Source organism: Gillisella vitis (genome assembly GCF_021559775.1).
Taxonomy (GTDB): Bacteria; Pseudomonadota; Alphaproteobacteria; order Rhizobiales; family Rhizobiaceae; genus Allorhizobium; species Allorhizobium ampelinum.
Window position 1 is genome coordinate 737,717 of the sequence record NZ_CP056047.1, and the last position, 18,811, is coordinate 756,527.

Below are 18,811 nucleotides of genomic sequence, written 5' to 3' on the forward strand. Positions count from 1 at the left end.
TACGGCGGTTGGGCTACTGTGTTCAAAGAGATTTGGCGGCGCCGCCATCGACCCGCAGCATTGTGCCGGTGATGTATGCGGCAGGGACCGAGCAGAGAAAAGCACCTGCGGCGGCAAATTCTTCCACCTTGCCAAGCCGTCCTATCGGGATGGTTTTGATCGAGCTTTCGCGAACCTCTTCCAGCGTTTTACCTTGGCGTTTGGCATTGGCGCCGTCCAGTTCATCAATCCGGTCGGTATGGATCCTTCCGGGCAGGAGAAGATTGGCGGTGATGCCGAAGGAGGCTATTTCGGAAGACAGCGTCTTGTTCCAGCCGACCAACGCGCCGCGCAACGTGTTGGACAGTGCCAGATTGGCGATTGGCTCAATCACGCCAGACGAAGCAACGGTGAGAATGCGTCCGAAGCCCTGTGCCTTCATCTGGGGAACCAGCGCGTTGGTCAGCGTGATGATCCGGACTACCATGGACTGAAAGAAGGTGTGGAGCTTTTCATCGTCCATGTCTTCCACCGTGCCTGGGGTCGGCCCACCCGTATTGTTGACGAGGATGTCGATGCCGCCGAGTTTTGCGGCGATCGCTTCAACGAGGGTGGCGACGAAATCAGTATCCGAGAGATCCGCCAACACATAGTCCGCCTTGCCGCCAGCCTTGGCGATGTCAGCGCAATTGGCCTCGAGCTTGTCTTTTGTGCGTCCGCAGATCAGCACGTGCGCGCCTTCGGCGGCCAGTGCATTGGCGATGCCTTGCCCAAGTCCGCGAGATGCGGCGAGAACAACCGCCCGCTTGCCGGAAATGCCAAGATCCATTGTGACTTCCTTTTTGTGAATGACGATGCGATTTTCACGCGAACCTAACAAGCGGGGATGCAAAATCAAAGGCGCAGAAAGCGATAAGCTTCGGTGATCAAGGATGTTACACATTTCCTGCTCTTGCAGTAATTGACGTGCACGTAAACGGAAGATATTCTTGCGCCTCATAGCACCCAGCAGGGATTTCACGCCTTGCCCTGTCGCAACCTGGCTCGACAAGCCCGGTTTGATTTGACAAGGAAGAGGTCCATCTGGGGAAAAAGCCGAGCGGAGAACAACGATGAGCGAACAAGAGCTGCCCGAGCGCGAGAGCATGGAATTTGACGTGGTGATTGTTGGGGCAGGGCCTGCGGGCCTATCGGCTGCCATTCGCCTCAAGCAGGTCAATCCCGATCTGACGGTTGTCGTGCTGGAAAAGGGTGCGGAAGTCGGCGCCCATATCCTCTCCGGGGCTGTGGTCGATCCGGTCGGCGTCGATAAGCTTCTCCCGGATTGGCGCCAGGAAGCCGATCATCCGTTCAAGACCGAAGTCACCGCCGACCATTTCCTGTTTCTCGGTCCCGCAGGCTCCATTCGCCTGCCCAACGCGCTGATGCCGCCGCTGATGAACAATCACGGCAATTATATCGTCTCGCTCGGCAATGTCTGTCGCTGGCTGGCGGGCCATGCCGAGGCGCTGGGTGTCGAGATCTACCCGGGCTTTGCCGCCACCGAACTGCTTTATAACGAGGCTGGCGCGGTGATTGGTGTTGCCACCGGTGATATGGGCGTCGAAAAGAACGGCGAACCCGGTTCCAGTTACACGCGCGGCATGGAATTGTTGGGCAAATATGTGCTGATCGGTGAAGGCGTGCGTGGCTCGCTTGCCAAGCAGTTAATCGCCAAATTCGATCTGTCACGCGAGAGCGATGTGCAGAAATTCGGCCTCGGCATCAAGGAACTGTGGCAGGTCAAGCCTGAGCACCATAAGCCCGGCCTGGTGCAGCATTCGTTCGGCTGGCCACTGGACATGAAAACCGGTGGCGGCTCCTTCCTCTATCATCTCGAGGATAATCAGGTCGCGGTCGGCTTCGTCGTGCATCTGAACTACAAGAACCCCTATCTCTATCCGTTCGAGGAGTTCCAGCGCTTCAAGACCCATCCGGCGATCCGTGAAACCTTTGAGGGTGCTAAGCGGATTTCCTATGGAGCGCGGGCGATTACCGAAGGCGGTTATCAGTCGGTGCCGAAATTGTCCTTCCCCGGTGGGGCGCTGCTCGGCTGTTCGGCGGGCATGGTCAATGTGCCGCGCATCAAGGGCAGCCATAATGCCGTTTTGTCGGGGATGATGGCGGCGGAAAAGATTGCCGAGGCAATTGCGGCGGGTCGCGCCAATGATGAGCCGGTTGAGATCGAAAACAGCTGGCGCGGCAGTGAAATCGGCACGGATTTGCGGCGGGTGCGAAACGTCAAGCCGCTGTGGTCGAAACTTGGCACGGTGCTCGGCGTGGCGCTGGGTGGGCTGGATATGTGGACCAACCAGCTTTTCGGTTTTTCCGTATTAGGCACGCTGAAACATGGCAAGACCGATGCTGAGAGCCTTGAACCGGCTGCACAGCATAAGAAGATCGATTATCCCAAGCCGGATGGCGTGCTGACCTTCGACCGCCTGTCCTCGGTGTTTCTGTCCAACACCAATCACGAGGAAGACCAGCCGGTGCATCTGAAGGTCAAGGACATGGCGCTGCAAAAGTCCTCCGAGCTTGGCGTCTATGCCGGACCTTCCAGCCGCTACTGTCCCGCCGGGGTTTATGAATGGGTGGAGAAGGAGGGCGAGCCGAGTTTCGTCATCAACGCCCAGAACTGCGTCCACTGCAAGACCTGCGACATCAAGGACCCGAACCAGAACATCACCTGGGTGCCGCCACAAGGAGGCGAAGGACCGGTTTACCCGAACATGTAATGTTCGGGTAGGGCGGTCCGCACGGACCTCCGTCAAGGGGAGCGGCGAAGGACCGGTTTACCCGAACATGTAATGTTCGGGTAAGGCGGTCCGCACGGACCTCCGTCAAGGGGAGCAGGCGAAGGGCCGGTTTATCCGAACATGTAATGTTCGGGTAAGGCGGTCCGCACGTCCTTACTGCCTGCATAAGGCCGTTGGTTGGATATTTTTATCAACCGTACCGGTTTGCACTTGAAATGACTTGCGAAAGCTGGTGATCGTCTATACGAAACGTCAATAGGTCAGTAATATTGACCTATTGACTGATTTGAGGAGATCACCTGTCATGTCTGCCGCAACTGCAAAGCCGGAATTCATCGTCAAGCCGAATGCGAACCCCATGCCGGAAGCAGAGCGCCTCGAAGCGTTCCAGAGCCTGGGCTTTGGTACGCTGTTCAGCGACCATATGGCGGTGATCCAGTGGAATGTGGTGAAGGGCTGGCATTCGGCGGAGATTACCGCGCGTGGGCCATTTGCCATCGATCCGGCAGCCGCGGTGCTGCATTACGCCCAGGAAATTTTTGAGGGGATGAAAGCTTACCGCACGGCGGAAGGTCGCGTCGTGCTGTTTCGCCCGGACGAAAATGCCCGCCGTTTCAACGAGTCTGCACGACGCATGGCGATGCCGGAAATTCCCGAGGAGCTGTTTCTCGAAGCCATCGATAAATTGGTCAAGGCCGATGCGAAGTGGATTCCAGACGGTGAGGGTAGCCTTTACCTGCGGCCTTTCATGTTTGCCAGCGAAGCTTTTCTGGGGGTGCGCCCGGCACGAGATTATATTTTCTGCGTCATCGCCTCGCCGGTCGGCCCCTATTTCAAGGGCGGCGCCAAGGCGGTGAAGATCTGGGTTTCGGAAAACTACACACGCGCCGCTCCCGGCGGCACCGGTGCCGCCAAATGCGGCGGCAATTATGCGGCAAGCCTGATTGCCCAGCAGGAAGCGGTTGAGCATGGCTGCGATCAGGTGGCCTTCCTGGATGCCGCCGAGCACAAGTGGCTGGAAGAGCTGGGTGGCATGAACGTGTTTTTCGTCATGGACGACGGTTCACTGGTGACGCCGCCTCTAGGCGGTACCATCCTGCCGGGCATTACCCGTAATTCGTTGATCTCGCTCATCAAAGACCAAGGCATGACAGTGCATGAACGCCCGTATTCTTTCGAGGAATGGCAGGCGGATGCCAAAAGCGGCAAGCTGAAAGAAGCCTTCGCCTGCGGCACGGCCGCTGTGGTGGCTGGCATCGGCGAGGTCAAATTCACCGATGGTGGCTTTGTGATCGGCAATAGCGAAACCGGGCCAGCCACCCTGAAAATCCGCGAGCAACTGGTCAATATCCAGCGCGGCAAGAGCAATGACCCGCATGGCTGGGTCCGCCGGATCGAAGGCGTCTGATACAAAAGGCCGGGAGTGATCCCGGCCTTTTTAATTATATTCTCAATAGTAAATATGATTTTCTTTTCTATGTTTCGGCGTGATTTACTGCCTGACGTGTAATATAAAAAACTACGCATTCTACGGTTGTCTGGGAATTTCACATTTTGCGCATAATTTGTTCTTATGTATTGCCTGGTTAGGTACGCAGGTTTCCCTTGCAAGCCAAGCAAACTCACGCTTCCTTTATTCTCGTTCGTCTTTCGGGAAAATCGTATTAACTTTTCCCCGACAGACTGTAAGGGCTGTTGAAGATCATGGCTGTGCATCCCGGAAATGCAGACCGCTTGAAACAACCACCAAGATCCATTTTTAACGCCATTTCGGATTGGGCCTTGGCCTCGGCGTTGTCGCGCATCGTCACCGTTGGATGGCTGGACATTGTCACTGCCAGCGGCAAGACGCTGTCATTTGGTGACCGCACGGGCGAACCTGTCACGGTTCGCTTCGCCGATACGCGCGCGCAATGGGCTTTTCTGATTGATGCCGATATGCGGCTGGGCGAACTTTATATGGATGAACGGTTCTTTGTCGATCAGGGAACCATGTTCGATTTCGTCTCTATGGTCCTGCGGGAGGCGCAAAACGCCACCCATCCACTGATCGCCCGGATCATCGACGATGTGAGGACCCGGTTCAGGATCTTTCGACACCGCAATCTTCCCGCCAGATCCAAGCAGAATGTCGCGCACCATTATGATCTGGATGCACGGCTTTACGAACTGTTTCTGGATGAAGACCGACAGTATTCCTGCGCTTATTTCGAGCATGACACCCAGAGCCTGGACGACGCACAGCGCGCCAAGAAAGACCATCTTGCCGCCAAGCTGCGCCTCAAGCCGGGAAACCGTGTGCTGGATATTGGCTGCGGCTGGGGCGGTCTCGCCCTTCATCTGGCCAATAGGGCTGTTGGCGGAGAGGTGGTGGGCGTCACCTTGTCTGAAGAGCAGCTAGCCTACGCGGTCAAGCGGCCCCGCAAGCCTGCGACAGAAGCAGCCAATGTCGATTTCCGGCTGATGGATTATCGCAGTCTGGACGGCAAATTCGACCGCATCGTCTCGGTCGGCATGTTCGAGCATGTCGGTCTTGCGGCCTACAGGACGTTTTTCAGCAAATGCAGCGCGCTGCTGGCCGATGATGGCGTGATGGTGCTGCACACGATCGGCTGTTCCGCAACGCCGGGCTTTACCACGCCTTGGCTCGACAAATATATCTTCCCAGGCGGCTATATTCCGGCGCTGTCTGAAATCGTTCCTGAAATCGAAAAGGCTGGCCTGACGATCACGGATGTCGAGGTGCTGCGCATCCACTATGCCAAGACCTTGCGCCACTGGCGAGACCGCTTCACCGCCCGCTGGGCAGAGGCGGCTGCCCTCTATGACGAGCGCTTCTGCCGGATGTGGGACTATTATCTATCAACCGCCGAAGCCGCATTCTATCACGAGGATCTCGTGGTCTTTCAGATTCAGATAGCCAAGAAAAACAACGTCTTACCGCTGACTCGGGATTATATTCTGACCGATCACGAAAAGCATGTCGCCGCCGTATAAGGCGCACGGTGATCAATTTGTCGGCAAGAATCGGTGATAGCTATCGGGGTCGGTGACGATGTCGCGCACCATATCAAAGAATTCGGGAACTGTCTGGCCCAGTGTCTGGGGTGAAAAATCAAACCAGTACCGTTTGGAAAATTCGCCTTCGACATCATTGTGGTAACGGTGCAAGAACTCGTGCATTTCCTGCACTAATTGTTGCTTTCTGATGTCCTCGGTCAATCGGGCATAGCCAGCAATCGCCTCGGGCACGCTTTGATATTCCAGATCCATATCCTGATGAAGATAGCTGCCAATCAGGCCTGAAAGTGCGTCGAAATCGTCAGTCATTGATTGCATGGTCAATCGTTACTCTTACGGAACGGGATAGGAGGTGAGAATATAATGGGTCATTCCATTATAAGTCTCTTTCTTCAAAATAATTCGGAGCCTCGTCATTTGTTGAACCTGCCCTGATGCTCGGACCACACCTTGTCCGATCACCCGTCCTGCATCAAACACAATGGGTGGTTCCAGCTTGGAGCCAATGGCGGCATTCTGTGACCATTGCATGATCCGTGCCTGGTTCAACCTCAATGCTCTGGAAATTTGATCTTCAGCGATGCGCAGACTGCTGAAGGACGAGATAACGGGAGGGGGCGCGCGATTGGTTGCTGTTTGTGCGATCCGTTGGCGTAGGAATGCCTCATCCTTGGCAATATGCCTCTCTATCGTATGGCCGCCAAGGCGGCTTCCCGCCTGCGCTTCATGCTGCATCAAAGAGATACGTCCGGATCTAATGGCGGCCGCACGAACTGCGCCAGCCATTGCAGCCCCACCAATTGGCACCACAAAGTCCATCGCCATGCCGATGTTGTCTGCCGCCTGGGGCGATGCGCCAAGAGATTTTGCGAGGGACGACGTACCTGTCTCCGTCCAGGAGCGTTCGTTTTGCCCGGTCCATAATTGTCGTCCGCCCGTGGCGCATTGGTCTGCGGCATGAAGCGCCAAAGCTCCTCCACCGACCTTGGTCAACATTGTCGGTTCTGGTGTGGCAAGAAGTGCTCCGGCCGTCAGGCCTTCCGCAGCGCAGCCGAGCAAGCGTAATCCACCTATGACCCTGTTGCCCAGCGTTCCGCCTTGTTCGACCGTTTCCCCTTCAAGGACCGCCGCCAACTGAACGGCAGATACTGCGATAACCAATCCCCCGTCTATCGGAGCATTGCTTTCATTTTCTGTTGGCATGGATAACCTCCCAAACATTCCGGCGTTGGGAAGGTTTCATTTTTCGTGAAATTTTACAACCCTCGCAAGGGATAAACCAGAAGGTTGCCGGAGACCCTATGCTGAAACATGGAACTCATGTTCCGTTCAATCGCAACAGAGCCATGTCCACTGTAATACCAAAGCTCGAAGATGCTGAAACATCCTCACTTTAAAGAGATTTCGAATATTTCAAATGCATGAAGGGCTTGAGATATTCGAAAACGGAATGCGAAGAGTCATTGAAAATTACTCTTCGCATAAGACATAGCAGTGTAAGGGACGAGTGCGCCATTCAAGCCGCCACTCACTCGATGCCAAGTTTACAACAGCGTCCCGCTCAAGATCACCAGCGCAACCGTAAAATAGATCACCAGCCCTGACACATCCACCAGCGTCGCCACGGCAGGAGCCGAGGCGCTGGCGGGGTCGAGGCGCAGGCGTTGCAGCAGGAAGGGCAGCATTGAGCCTGCCATCGAGCCGAAGGTGACGATGCCGATAAGGGCGGCAAACACGGTGAAGCCAACCAGCAACCAATGGTCGCCGTAATTATAGAGACCCATATGCTGCCACAGCGCGATGCGAACGAAACCAACCAGGCCGAGAATGGTCCCCAGCGTCATGCCCGTGGGCAATTCACGGATGGCAACCCGCCACCAGTCGGAAAGCTTCAATTCGCCGACTGCCAGCGCCCGGATGATCAGCGAGGTCGCCTGCGAGCCGGAATTGCCGCCTGAGCTCATGATCAGCGGGATGAACAGGGTCAGCACCACGGCCTTCTCCAGCTCGCCTTCAAAATATTGCATGGCGCTGGCGGTCAGCATTTCGCCGAGGAACAGGGCGGCGAGCCAGCCGGCCCGCTTCTTGATCATGCCGGCAAAGCCGATCTGCATATAGGGCTTGCCGAGCGCTTCCATGCCGCCGAATTTCTGGGCGTCTTCAGTCGTATCTGCAATCATCGTGTCGATCACGTCATCAACCGTGACAATGCCCAGCATCTGACCGGTATCGTTGGTGACGGGCAGGGCCAGCAGGTTGTTGCGGCGGATCAGGCGAGCCACTTCTTCCTGTGTCATCAACGGGCTTGCATGCACGACGCCATGACATTGGGCAACGGACAGGATGGAGGCCTCCGGCTCCACGGTGATCAGCCGACGCAGCGTGACCACGGCAATAAGCGTCCGGGTGATACGATCCAGCACATAAATCGCATAGACGGTCTCACTGGCGTTTTCCACCATCCGCACATGGGCCAGTGTTTCGGCCACGGTGAAATCATCGGGAACGCTGACGAATTCTGTCGTCATGATTGATCCGGCGGTGCGCTGCGGATAGGCCATCAGATGTTCGACGGCATGGGCCGTGGCCGCATCGAGCCGCGAAAAAATCACCATCCGGCAGCGGTCGTCCATCGCCTGGAAAATGTCGGCGACCCGGTCGTGGGCAGTGGCTTTTAGCAGGCGCACGGCTGTATCGACCGGAAGAGCTGCAATAATGTCGGCAGCATGCACCAGTTCGGGGCGGGCAATGACGCGCAGCGCCTTTGGCTGCGGCAGGCTTGCCAGCATGGCGGCGGCCTCGGAGGTGTCCAGCGCATTTAGCTGTTCGATCCGGTCCGTAACGGTAACGACATTGAGGCTGTCGTTGAGAAGGTGGCGGGCAGCATGACCGGCCCGCAGAGGAAGGCGTTGGATGTTCATTGTGCTTGCCTTTCCGTCGATCCGCCGTAGCGCAACCGACCGGCAAGCTGACGGAACCGTCAGAGCAGGGCGACCACGTACGGCATGGACAATCGACTGCTACTGTCGCTTGGCATCTTATCGATGACTCCGTTGATATCCGTGCGGAAATCTCCCGCCCGTTCATATTAGCTGCGCTTCTGCCTGCGCAAAGTCAAGAGGGGGATGGTGGCTCAAACCAGGGCGAAAGCGTGCGGCGCACTACACAAATCGGTGATTGCCGGCTCTGTCTGGATGTGGGCGTCATCTCGATGGTTATTTTGCTATCCCGTTGTCCGGCGCGCGCAGAAATTTCCGAGGTTATGCAAGGACTTGCTCAATAAATTCCACCGTGACTTTCTCGGTCGGAAAGGTGGCAAAACGGTGGGCGCAGCACTCACGGTCGGTTAACCATGCATACAAAACACACTCAAGGTCCGCTGCTGACGCGGGCCGGTAACGTGTTTTTTTGCTTGTTTAAGGACCGCTCAGGATGCTGATCGGCGCTGTAGCGCAACCGAGATCAGGAAGACCACGAGGCCGAGGAGCGACAGGACTGCACCGACATAGCCCGTCGCGCCATAGCCATAGCCGGCGGAAATCACCATGCCACCCAGCCAGGCACCGAGCGCATTGGCAATGTTGAAGGCTGAATGATTGGAAGCGGCAGCCAGTGTCTGGGCGTCGGCTGCGACATCCATCAGTCTCGTCTGCACGGCGGGACAGGCGGCGAAACCGCAGCCGGTCAGAAAGACGCAGATACACAGCATGACCGGATTGGCGGCAGTCAGCGAAAAGATCGTCATCAGCACAACGTTGAAGGCCAGCATGCCGCCGATTGTGCCGTTCAGCGAGTAATCGGCCATGCGGGAGCCAACTACATTGCCGACATTCATGCCGATGCCGAACAGCGCCAGCACCACGGCAATCATCGATGCGGGCATCCCGGCGGTGTCGGTGGTGGTCTTGGCGATATAGCTGAAGATTGAGAACATGCCTCCAAAGCCAACCGCAGCCACGGCAAGCGCCAACCACACTTGTAACCGGCCGAAAGCGCCGAGTTCGCGGCGAATGCTGGCGCCTTCTGCTACCGTGTCTTTGCGCAGGTTGAACGCAATCAGCACAGCCGTCAGCGCGGCAATTGCTCCGACGAGCATGAAGGCGGCCCGCCAGCTCATCATCTGGCCAAGGAAGGTGGCAAATGGCGTGCCGATCAGCGTCGCAATGGTCAGGCCCAGCATGACGCGGCCAACGGCGCGCGCCCGCTTGTGTGGCTCCACCATCGATGCCGCCACAAGGGCGGCAACGCCAAAATAGGCGCCATGCGGCAGACCGGTGATGAAACGCAGGACGGTGAAACTCAGAAAGCCTGGGGCCATGGCACTGGTGATATTGCCAAGAGCAAACAGACCCATCAGCATCAGCAGCAATGTCTTGCGTGGCAGCTTTGCCGCCAGCGCGGCAATGATCGGTGCTCCGACGACCACGCCCAAAGCATAGGCGCTGATAACCCGGCCCGCTTCGGGTACGCTGACGGAATAGGTCTGCGCCACCTCCGGCAACAGGCCCATGATGGCGAATTCGCCGGTGCCGATGCCAAACCCACCGACGGCCAGCGCAAATTCAATTAACAGGACGGTGCGCGGCGACAGGGCGGCTTCGATCCGGTCTGAACTGGGTCTGACGGGCGAGGGTGCGAAGCGGATCGTATCGTTCATAAAATCATCCCGGCACCGTAGCAAGGCTGGTGCTGTTCAATAGAAAATGCAGCAGGGAAAACTGCTCGACGCAGCTGAATCGCGAAATAACCCATTTGGCGCATCCACAATGCCGCCGCTAACCTTGTGCGGTCATGCGCAAGGCAAGACAGTCAAAGTCGCAAACCTGCGGACGGGGATGGTCAAACGTGATGCCGTTACCCTTAGCATGCATGTGTGCGTTGCGGTAGAATGATAATGATGATCTTGATCTTTTCGGCTGCAAACCCGATTTGCAGCAGACGCATGCAACATAATCGGTGGTGAATCGTTAAAATGCGTTGTCGTGCGGTTTCAACGTAAGGCACACCAGCTTGGAGCTGGGCGGCGGTCAAAAGGAGCAGCGCGGGAATGAAAATCATGGCCGTTTTCAACCGGGAGGGCGGGACCTTTCGCACCACCGACATGGATGCCTATTGCGCACGTGCCGAGCAAATCTTCCGCGATGCCGGTCATGAGATCGAAACTATGGCTGTTGATGGCCGTGATATCGTCAAGACCCTCGAGACCGCTGCAAAGCAGGGATATGACGCGCTGATCGCCGGTGGCGGCGATGGAACCATATCGACAGCCGCCGGCATTGCCTGGAAAGCCGGTCTGCCGCTCGGCGTCGTCCCCGCCGGGACGATGAACCTGTTTGCACGCTCACTGAAACTGCCGCTCGATATCTGGCAGGTTCTGGAGGTGCTGGCATCGGCGCAGGTCCAGTCTGTTGACATCGCCACTGCCAATGGTCAGCCTTATGTGCACCAGTTTTCCGCTGGCCTGCACGCCCGGATGGTCCGTCTGCGCAACCGGATGGACTATGCTTCGCGCTTCGGCAAGATGCGGGCCAGCACCAGCGCTGCGATCAGCGTGATGTTCAATCCGCCCCGCTTTGACGTCGTTTTCGATATCGACGCCGATGGGCGGCAGGATAGCAAGGAAGTGTCAGCCGTTTCGGTTTGCAACAACCCGGTTGGAACCAACCCGTTGTTTTATGCCGATGATATTACCACCGGCCAACTTGGGATTTATCTTGCAGCCCCACTCGATTCGGTCGGATTGGCAGGGTTGGCGATTGATATTCTGCGCGGCAAGCTCACGGAAAACCAGGCCGTCACGTCGGCCACCTCACAAATCGTCAAGCTCCATTTCCCAAAACATCGCCACGGTGTTGCCTGCGTGATTGATGGAGAACTGCTGCGGATGCCGCGCGATGTGGAGATCAGAATCCATCCAGGCGAATTAAAAGTCTTGGCGCCCGCCCTTTCAGCATAGAGCATGTCATGAAAACGCCCGGACGAGCCGGGCGTTTAAACTGCGACATTTTCCTAAAAGCTTCAATGCGTAAACGCAGCCGCAATCAGGGCCTTGGTATAGTCCTCGGCGGGGCTTTCGAAAATGTCTTCCGTCGGCCCTTCTTCAACGATCTTTCCGTTCTTCATCACGATCACATGGTCGGAAATCGCCTTGATCACCGACAGATCGTGGCTGATGAACACGTAGGACAGGTCGTGTTTCTGTTGCAGGTCGCGTAGCAACTCGATCACCTGCCGCTGCACGGAACGGTCCAGCGCCGAGGTTGGTTCATCGAGGATCACCACTTTCGGCTTGAGGATCATCGAGCGGGCGATGGCGATACGCTGACGCTGGCCGCCGGAAAATTCATGCGGATAGCGATTGCGCGAGGCCGGATCGAGGCCGACTTCCTTCAAGGCGGCAATGGCGCGCTTGTCGCGCTCCGCCTTGCTCAGGTCAGGCTCATGCACGTAAAGCCCTTCGGTGATGATCTCGCCAACCGTCTGGCGTGGCGAGAGCGAGCCGTAGGGGTCCTGAAACACCAGCTGCAATTGCCGGCGGAACGGCCGCATTCCGGCGCGGTCGAGGCCGGAAATATCCGTGGTTTCGAAGCTGAACCGGCCATCGGCGGAAAGCAGTTTCAGCAGCGCCCGTCCCAGCGTCGATTTACCCGAACCGGATTCGCCGACAATGCCGATGGTCTGGCCCTTTCGGAGCTTCAGATTGACATGATCGACGGCCCGGAATTTTCGATTGCCCTTGAACAGGATGCCGGAGCTGATGTTGAAATCCACCACGACATTGCGGCCTTCGAGAATGACTGGCGCATCCGAAGGCGGTGCCACTTTGGAGCCTGATGGTTCGGCGGCCAGCAGCATTTTGGTGTAATCGGCCTGCGGGCGCTCAAAAATATCGTCCCGGCTGCCCTGTTCGACTATCTCGCCGCGCCGCATCACTGCCACGCGGTCGGCGACGTGGCGGACCACGCCGAGATCGTGGGTGATTAGTACGATGGCCATGCCGAAGCGCTTTTGCAGATCGGCGAGAAGATCGAGGATCTGCGCCTGGATCGTCACGTCCAGCGCCGTGGTCGGCTCGTCGGCGATCAGCAGGTCCGGCTCGTTGGCGAGCGCCATGGCGATCATCACGCGCTGGCGCTGGCCGCCGGACAATTCATGCGGGTAGCTGTCGATCCGCCGCTCCGGTTCCGTGATGCCGACCAGCTTGAGCAATTCCAGCACGCGGGCGCGCGCCTTCGACCGGCTCATGCGGCGGTGAAAAATCAACGGCTCGGAAATCTGCTTGCCAACCGTATAAAGCGGATCGAGCGAGGTCATGGGCTCCTGAAAAATCATGGTGATCTTCGAGCCGCGCACGTCGTTCAGCGTCGAGATGCTGGCACCTGCCAGTTCGGTTTCGCCGTAGCGGGCCGAGCCTGCCACCTGTCCATTCGAGGCCAGCAGCCCCATAATGCCCATCATCGTTTGGCTTTTGCCGGAGCCGGATTCACCGACAATGGCCAGCGTCTCACCTTTCTTGACATCGAAGGAGATGCCTTTGACGGCATTCACCTCGCCATCGGGCGTGGTGAATGTGACCTTCAGGTCCTTGACGGTCAGCACCGTCTGGTTTTCGGTCTTGTCCATGCTTATCGGTCCTTGGGATCAAGCGCATCGCGCAGCCCGTCGCCCACGAAATTGAGCGAAAACAGGGTGACGACGAAGAAAGTGGCCGGGAAGATCAGCAGCCATGGCGTGTTTTGAATATTTTGCGCGCCATCCGAAATCAATGTTCCCCAGCTGGCCAGCGGTGCCTGTACGCCAAGACCGAGGAAGGAAAGGAAGCTTTCGGTAAGGATGACCTGCGGCACCACGACGGTGACGAAGACGATGACCGGGCCGATGGTGTTGGGAATGATATGGCGGCGAATGATCTGCCAATCCGTCAAGCCCAAAGCCTCTGCCGCGCCGACGAATTCACGCCGTTTCAACGACAAGGTCTGACCGCGGACGATCCGGGCCATTTCCAGCCATTGTACGGCACCGATCACCAGGAACATCAACAGGATAGAGCGGCCGAAAAACACCACCATGACCACAACGAGAAACACGAAGGGCAGCGAGTAGAGGATTTCGACGATGCGCATCATCACATTATCGACCCGTCCGCCAAGATAGCCGGAGGTTGCTCCATAGATCACCCCGATACCGAGAGAAACGAGGCTGGCGGCAATACCGACGGCAATCGAGATCTGTCCGCCCAGCATGACGCGAACCATCAGATCGCGGCCATTGCTGTCCGTGCCGAAGAAGAAATATTCTTGGCTGACACGACCGCTCAACGTCATGGAAAGCTGGTCGGGTGTGGTCTCGCTGACCCGGGTGTCATGAAACTCATTGACCCGGTCGAAATAGCGAATACTGCGGGGATCGACGGGCTTGTCGGAGGAAATCTTGACGGTAAACGTGCCGTTTTCCACCGAAAAGCTGTCCAGCTTCAGCCGCGCCCGTGTGGCAGCGCTTTCCGCGACCTGCTGAAGTGATGCAGGGTCGGGAAAGGGTTTCAGGCTTGGTGGCACAGAAACATAGGAGGAAAACACCTGGTCATAGCTGTGGCTGCTGAACAAAGGTCCGACAAACGAGAACAGGGCTATGAGCAGCAGGATCACACAGCCGCCCATGGCTGCCTTGTTCCGGCGGAACCGCAGGAGCGCCAATTGGCCCAGGCTGCGGCCTTCAATCGAAGGGGAGGTGATGGTGGTATCAGTCATGGCGGACCCTCGGATCGAGCAGGCCGTAGGCGATATCGACAAGCAGATTGAAGACGATCACGAAGATCGAAACCAGCAAAACGGTTGCCATCACCAGCGGATAGTCCCGGTTCAGGGCACCGATGACAAAGAAACGTCCGACGCCTGGAATGGTGAAAATGCTCTCGACCACGGCAGATCCGGTCAAAAGAGCCGCAGCTGCTGGAGCGAGATAGGAAATAACCGGCAGCAGCGCTCCGCGCATGGCATGGGTTATGATGACCGTGCGCGAAGGCAGACCATAGGCGCGGGCCGTGCGGATATGGTCAGTATGCAGGGCCTCGATCATCGAGCCGCGGGTGAGGCGGGCGATAATCGCGACCTGCGGCAGGGCCAGCACGGTAATTGGCAGCGCCAGATAATAGAGCGATCCATCACCCCAGCCACCGGCGGGAAGCCATGACAGCATCAAGGCAAAAATTAGCGTCAACACCGGCCCGACTACGAAATTCGGCACGGTAATGCCAATTGTCGCAAACGACATGACGGTAAAATCGATCCAACCGTTTTGCCGAAGCGCTGCGATTGTCCCCAGAATGACACCTAAAATCAGCGCGATAATCAGCGCCGTGCCGCCAAGCTTGATGGAATAGGGGAGCGCCTGCGAAATCAACTGCGCAACGGTATTGTCCTTGTAGACGAAGCTCGGACCAAAATCCCCTTGGAAGGCATTGGCGAGGTAATGCAGATATTGCTTCCACAAGGGATCGTTGAGATGGAATGTCGCGATGATGTTTTCCATGGTTTGCGGCGGCAATGGCCGTTCAAGGCTGAACGGACCACCCGGCGCAAAGCGCATCAGGAAAAATGAAATGGTCACGACGATAAAGATCGTCGGTATCGCGCTCATCAGTCGGCGCAGAACAAAGTTGATCATGGTCAAATAGCAGACGCGCGGCCAGACCTTTCGGTCCCCGCGCGTCGCTCTCCTTTGAGGTTACTTGGACAGGCTCAGATACTTGGAGAGGTGCCAATCAACGCCACTGTCGCCCCAGCCCTGCACGTTTTCAGAGACCATCCACAGATTGGACCGGAAATACAGCGGCATGATCGGCTGGTCCTTCACCTGAATAGCTTCAGCCTGCTTCATCAGCTCCATGCGCTTGGCCGGATCGGTTTCCTTGTAGGATTTCGCCATCAAGGCGTCGAATTCCGGGTTATTCCAATGCGGATAATTGAAGGTCTTGTTGTCGCTGATTTGCAGCGCCAGGAAATTTTCCGGGTCGGCATAGTCGGCGGCCCAGGCCGCACGGGCAACGTTGAACTTGCCGCCTTCCTGCAAGTAGGAGTAATGCGAGGCCACATCGAGATTGGTCAGCTTGACCGTAGCACCAAAGGTGGTCTTCCACATGTCGGCAATGGCGGTCGCCAGCCGTTCGTGGTCGGCATTGGTGTTATAGCGGATTTCGATGTTGAGCGGCTTAGCGCCCTTGCCGTAACCGGCCTCTTTCATCAATTCAATGGCCTTGTCCTCGCGGTCGATCTGCGAGAGCTTGGCGAATTCAGGCTGCGGGCCGGTGCCGTAGCCTTCCATGCCCGGCGGCACGAAGCTATAGGCTGGGATCACCGCGCCGGAGCGAATGTCATTGGCGACGAAATCACGATCAACGGCCATGGACAGCGCCTGACGGACGCGCACGTCGCTATAGGGTGCTTCGCGGGTGTCGAAAGCGTAATATTCGGTCGAGAGTGCAGGCGTTGCGTGAACCTGTGCGCCGAAGGACGCCTTGAGGCGCTTCAACTGGTCGAGCGGCAGACCATAGCTGACATCCAGTTCCTTGGCTTCATAGCGGCGCTGGGCAGCGGCCTGATCGTCGATCGGGTAGAAGATCACCTTGTCGAGCTTGACGTTTTTCGCATCCCAGTAGTTTTCATTTTTAACGACGGTCAGGCTGTCATTCGGCACATGGGCTTGCAGCTTGAAGGCACCGTTGGAGACCATATTGCCCGGCTTGACGAATTGGTCGCCGAATTTTTCATAATTGGCCTTGCTGATTGGCAAGGACGTATAATGGGTCATCAATTGCAGGAAGAATGGCGTTGCCTGTTCCAGGGTGATTTCCAGCGTGTGGTCATCCACAGCCTTCACACCAAGCTGTTCGGGCGGCAATTCACCCTTGTTGACCTTCTGGGCATTTTTGATCGGATAAAGAATATTGGCGTATTCGGCGGCTGTCTTCGGATTTTCCTCACGCTGAAGGGAGAAGACGAAGTCGCCTGCCGTCAGAGGTGTGCCATCAGACCACTTGGCATCCTTGCGAAGGTTGAACGTGTAGACCGTGCCATCCGTGGAGATTTTCCAGCTTTCGGCCACGCCTGGCTGGATCTTGCCAGCATTGTCGAACACCACGAGACCTTCGTAGAGGTCCTGCATGATATGACCTTCAATGTCGATCGAGATATGGGCCGGATCGAGCGACTTGGGCTCTGCGCCATTGCCGCGCCGAAGCACCGCTTCCGCCAATGCACTGCTTGCACCAAACAGCAGGGAACCTGCCAGCACTGCCGTTGCCAATCGGATTTTCATCTGGGTCATTCTTGTTGTCTCCGCGCCCGTAAGGAATTCGTTCGGGTGTTGACCAAATGGTAAAACTGCCCAAAAAACAAGCCCTGCCTTCAAAAAAACATTGTCGGTTTCTGACAACAGGCACTTTGTGCTCAAAAGGCAAAATGTTTTCCACAGTTTGGTCCCGCGTCCCCATGATTTCAGGGAAAGTTGGTGCTCCATTCTGCCTATCGGAGTTATTTTAGTATTTTATTATTCAAATTGCGATGTCCGTGGGATCGCATTCCGCTGAACGGTTCTCATGCTGCGGCAGTTCTGGACATGGCAGGCGCGTTTACAAGCGCGGCAGATAGGTCCGATAATCGAAATCCGACACGGTGCGCAGATAGGTGATCGCTTCCTTGCGCTTGGTATCACCGTAGAGTTGGCGATATTGTTTTCCGAAAACATCGGCGATGAAATCAGACGTGCGAAAGGCATCGACGGCGGTCAGGAAGTCATGGGTCAGCAGGTCCGGGCTGGCGGCTGGCGCATCAGGCGTCGTTACAGGGCCGGGATCGAGATCGGCCTCCAACCCCTTCAACATGCCGCCGAGAATGGCGGCGAGCAGCAGATGCGGATTGGCGTCGGCACCCGCCACCCGGTGCTCGATCCGTGCTGCCGGGCCGTCCTTGTCCGGAATGCGGATCGCGGTGCCGCGATGGCCGAAACCCCAGTCGATCCGGTCCGGTGCAAAGGAGCCGGGCTGGAAACGGCGATAGGAATTGGCAAAGGGCGCAAAAATCAGCTGCGCTTCCCGCATGGTCTGCAACAGGCCCGCCGTTACCGATTTCAGTTTGACCGGTTCGCCGCCTTTGGCATCAAGAATATTGCGGCCCTCAGCATCGATAATGCTGACATGCACATGCAGGCCGGAACCGGCCTGGTCGCCATAGGGCTTGGCCATGCAGGTGGATTTCAGCCCATGGCGACGGGCGGCAAATTCGGCGACGCGCTTCAGGTAGATGCAGTCATCCGCCGCCGCCATAGCGTCGGGCCGGTGCAGAAGATTGACCTCGAACTGGCCGGGGCCGAATTCCGCCGTCGTCGCATCGGCGGGCAGGCCCATGGCATCGGCATAGGCGCGCACGGTGGCGAGGTAATCCTCCATCGCTCCGGTTGCCCGCATGTCATACAGTTGGAAACCGTTCGGCTCGCCCCGATAGGTCAGCGCCCTAGGCGGCATGGGCCTTCCGGTCTCGCGCCAATCATCTTCCATCACGTAAAATTCCAGCTCGGTCGCCACGACCGGCGTCAGGCCCAAGGCCGCAAACCGCTCCAGCACCCGGGCCAGAATGGCGCGCGGGCAGACGAAATGCGGCTGGCCCTCAAGTGTATGCATAGTGGCAAGCACCTGTTTGGAGCCTGATGGAGCCCAGGGCATGGCGGACAGCGAACGCTTGTCGGGAATGCACAGGCCATCTGGATCGCCCAAGGTCAGCGAAATGCCGGTCAGGTCGTCATTGTCATCACCCCAGATATCCAGCGACTGGGTGGAGGCGGGCAGGCGGACGCTGTTTTTCCAGACCTTGTCCTCGGCGTTGAGCGGGATCATCTTGCCGCGCAGATCGCCATTCATGCCGACCAGCAGGATTTCGATCCGGGCCTGCGGGTCGAGAGCGGTGCTGGTGGAGGCGTCAATCTGGGTCATGGCGGGCTTTCGAAAGAGGTCTGCCAGCCCTTGG

The 18,811-nt window shown here is 57.3% G+C and carries 14 protein-coding genes; 4 read left to right on the forward strand and 10 right to left on the reverse strand.

The genetic code is table 11. The annotated features are described in order from the left end of the window. Positions 1-22: 22 nt before the first annotated feature. Positions 23-808: an SDR family oxidoreductase gene (locus tag AVCG78_RS03350; protein ID WP_071204788.1), complete on the reverse strand. Its 786-nt coding sequence runs from the start codon at positions 806-808 to the stop codon at positions 23-25. Between the two features lie 283 nt (positions 809-1,091). Between AVCG78_RS03350 and AVCG78_RS03355 the strand changes: the two genes are divergently transcribed. From AVCG78_RS03355 to AVCG78_RS03365, 3 genes are all read left to right on the forward strand, one after another. Further along, entirely contained in the window at positions 1,092-2,753 is a 1,662-nt protein-coding gene (locus AVCG78_RS03355; protein WP_156582634.1) for an electron transfer flavoprotein-ubiquinone oxidoreductase, read from the forward strand. Between the two features lie 325 nt (positions 2,754-3,078). Next, entirely contained in the window at positions 3,079-4,182 is a 1,104-nt protein-coding gene (locus AVCG78_RS03360) for a branched-chain amino acid aminotransferase (RefSeq protein WP_071204755.1), read from the forward strand. Between the two features lie 296 nt (positions 4,183-4,478). Next, positions 4,479-5,771, forward strand: a complete 1,293-nt coding sequence (locus AVCG78_RS03365; protein WP_071204754.1) for an SAM-dependent methyltransferase — start codon at positions 4,479-4,481, stop codon at positions 5,769-5,771. A 12-nt stretch (positions 5,772-5,783) separates the two neighbouring features. Here AVCG78_RS03365 and AVCG78_RS03370 read toward each other — a convergent pair whose 3' ends face one another. The 4 genes from AVCG78_RS03370 to AVCG78_RS03385 all read right to left on the reverse strand — a co-directional run bounded on the left by AVCG78_RS03370 (position 5,784) and on the right by AVCG78_RS03385 (position 10,452). Beyond that, positions 5,784-6,113 (reverse strand): contact-dependent growth inhibition system immunity protein, encoded by a 330-nt coding sequence (locus tag AVCG78_RS03370; RefSeq protein WP_071208118.1) that lies wholly within the window; start codon positions 6,111-6,113, stop codon positions 5,784-5,786. Between the two features lie 15 nt (positions 6,114-6,128). After that, positions 6,129-6,791 (reverse strand): RNase A-like domain-containing protein, encoded by a 663-nt coding sequence (locus AVCG78_RS03375; protein ID WP_143049433.1) that lies wholly within the window; start codon positions 6,789-6,791, stop codon positions 6,129-6,131. 548 nt (positions 6,792-7,339) lie between these two features. Beyond that, positions 7,340-8,716: a magnesium transporter gene (gene mgtE / locus AVCG78_RS03380; RefSeq protein ID WP_071204753.1), complete on the reverse strand. Its 1,377-nt coding sequence runs from the start codon at positions 8,714-8,716 to the stop codon at positions 7,340-7,342. Between the two features lie 506 nt (positions 8,717-9,222). Beyond that, on the reverse strand, positions 9,223-10,452 hold the full coding sequence (locus AVCG78_RS03385) for an MFS transporter (protein ID WP_139191424.1): 1,230 nt from the start codon (positions 10,450-10,452) through the stop codon (positions 9,223-9,225). 390 nt (positions 10,453-10,842) lie between these two features. Between AVCG78_RS03385 and AVCG78_RS03390 the strand changes: the two genes are divergently transcribed. Continuing rightward, positions 10,843-11,751, forward strand: a complete 909-nt coding sequence (locus tag AVCG78_RS03390) for a diacylglycerol/lipid kinase family protein (RefSeq protein WP_071204752.1) — start codon at positions 10,843-10,845, stop codon at positions 11,749-11,751. A 62-nt stretch (positions 11,752-11,813) separates the two neighbouring features. Here the strand turns inward: AVCG78_RS03390 and AVCG78_RS03395 are convergent, their stop codons facing one another. The 5 genes from AVCG78_RS03395 to AVCG78_RS03415 form a co-directional block, all read right to left on the reverse strand. Then, on the reverse strand, positions 11,814-13,418 hold the full coding sequence (locus AVCG78_RS03395; protein ID WP_071204751.1) for an ABC transporter ATP-binding protein: 1,605 nt from the start codon (positions 13,416-13,418) through the stop codon (positions 11,814-11,816). A 2-nt stretch (positions 13,419-13,420) separates the two neighbouring features. Then, positions 13,421-14,542: an ABC transporter permease gene (locus AVCG78_RS03400; RefSeq protein WP_071204750.1), complete on the reverse strand. Its 1,122-nt coding sequence runs from the start codon at positions 14,540-14,542 to the stop codon at positions 13,421-13,423. Continuing rightward, positions 14,535-15,458, reverse strand: coding sequence for an oligopeptide ABC transporter permease OppB (oppB, locus tag AVCG78_RS03405; RefSeq protein WP_060715931.1), 924 nt, complete (start codon positions 15,456-15,458; stop codon positions 14,535-14,537). The genes AVCG78_RS03400 and oppB overlap by 8 nt, the downstream gene beginning before the upstream one ends. Positions 15,459-15,518: 60 nt before the next feature. Beyond that, positions 15,519-17,117, reverse strand: a complete 1,599-nt coding sequence (locus AVCG78_RS03410) for a peptide ABC transporter substrate-binding protein (protein WP_071204749.1) — start codon at positions 17,115-17,117, stop codon at positions 15,519-15,521. A 304-nt stretch (positions 17,118-17,421) separates the two neighbouring features. Next, positions 17,422-18,777 (reverse strand): glutamine synthetase family protein, encoded by a 1,356-nt coding sequence (locus AVCG78_RS03415; protein WP_071204785.1) that lies wholly within the window; start codon positions 18,775-18,777, stop codon positions 17,422-17,424. Positions 18,778-18,811 lie beyond the last annotated feature (34 nt).

Bases quoted from the DNA above. Each gene is read 5' to 3' on its own strand.
- AVCG78_RS03365 (WP_071204754.1), top strand. From the start codon at position 4,479: ATGGCTGTGCATCCCGGAAATGCAGACCGCTTGAAACAACCACCAAGA.
- AVCG78_RS03385 (WP_139191424.1), bottom strand. From the start codon at position 10,452: ATGAACGATACGATCCGCTTCGCACCCTCGCCCGTCAGACCCAGTTCA.
- AVCG78_RS03350 (WP_071204788.1), bottom strand. From the start codon at position 808: ATGGATCTTGGCATTTCCGGCAAGCGGGCGGTTGTTCTCGCCGCATCT.
- AVCG78_RS03395 (WP_071204751.1), bottom strand. From the start codon at position 13,418: ATGGACAAGACCGAAAACCAGACGGTGCTGACCGTCAAGGACCTGAAG.
- AVCG78_RS03400 (WP_071204750.1), bottom strand. From the start codon at position 14,542: ATGACTGATACCACCATCACCTCCCCTTCGATTGAAGGCCGCAGCCTG.
- AVCG78_RS03390 (WP_071204752.1), top strand. From the start codon at position 10,843: ATGAAAATCATGGCCGTTTTCAACCGGGAGGGCGGGACCTTTCGCACC.
- mgtE (WP_071204753.1), bottom strand. From the start codon at position 8,716: ATGAACATCCAACGCCTTCCTCTGCGGGCCGGTCATGCTGCCCGCCAC.
- AVCG78_RS03355 (WP_156582634.1), top strand. From the start codon at position 1,092: ATGAGCGAACAAGAGCTGCCCGAGCGCGAGAGCATGGAATTTGACGTG.
- AVCG78_RS03370 (WP_071208118.1), bottom strand. From the start codon at position 6,113: ATGCAATCAATGACTGACGATTTCGACGCACTTTCAGGCCTGATTGGC.
- AVCG78_RS03375 (WP_143049433.1), bottom strand. From the start codon at position 6,791: ATGTTGACCAAGGTCGGTGGAGGAGCTTTGGCGCTTCATGCCGCAGAC.
- AVCG78_RS03360 (WP_071204755.1), top strand. From the start codon at position 3,079: ATGTCTGCCGCAACTGCAAAGCCGGAATTCATCGTCAAGCCGAATGCG.
- AVCG78_RS03415 (WP_071204785.1), bottom strand. From the start codon at position 18,777: ATGACCCAGATTGACGCCTCCACCAGCACCGCTCTCGACCCGCAGGCC.
- oppB (WP_060715931.1), bottom strand. From the start codon at position 15,458: ATGATCAACTTTGTTCTGCGCCGACTGATGAGCGCGATACCGACGATC.
- AVCG78_RS03410 (WP_071204749.1), bottom strand. From the start codon at position 17,117: ATGACCCAGATGAAAATCCGATTGGCAACGGCAGTGCTGGCAGGTTCC.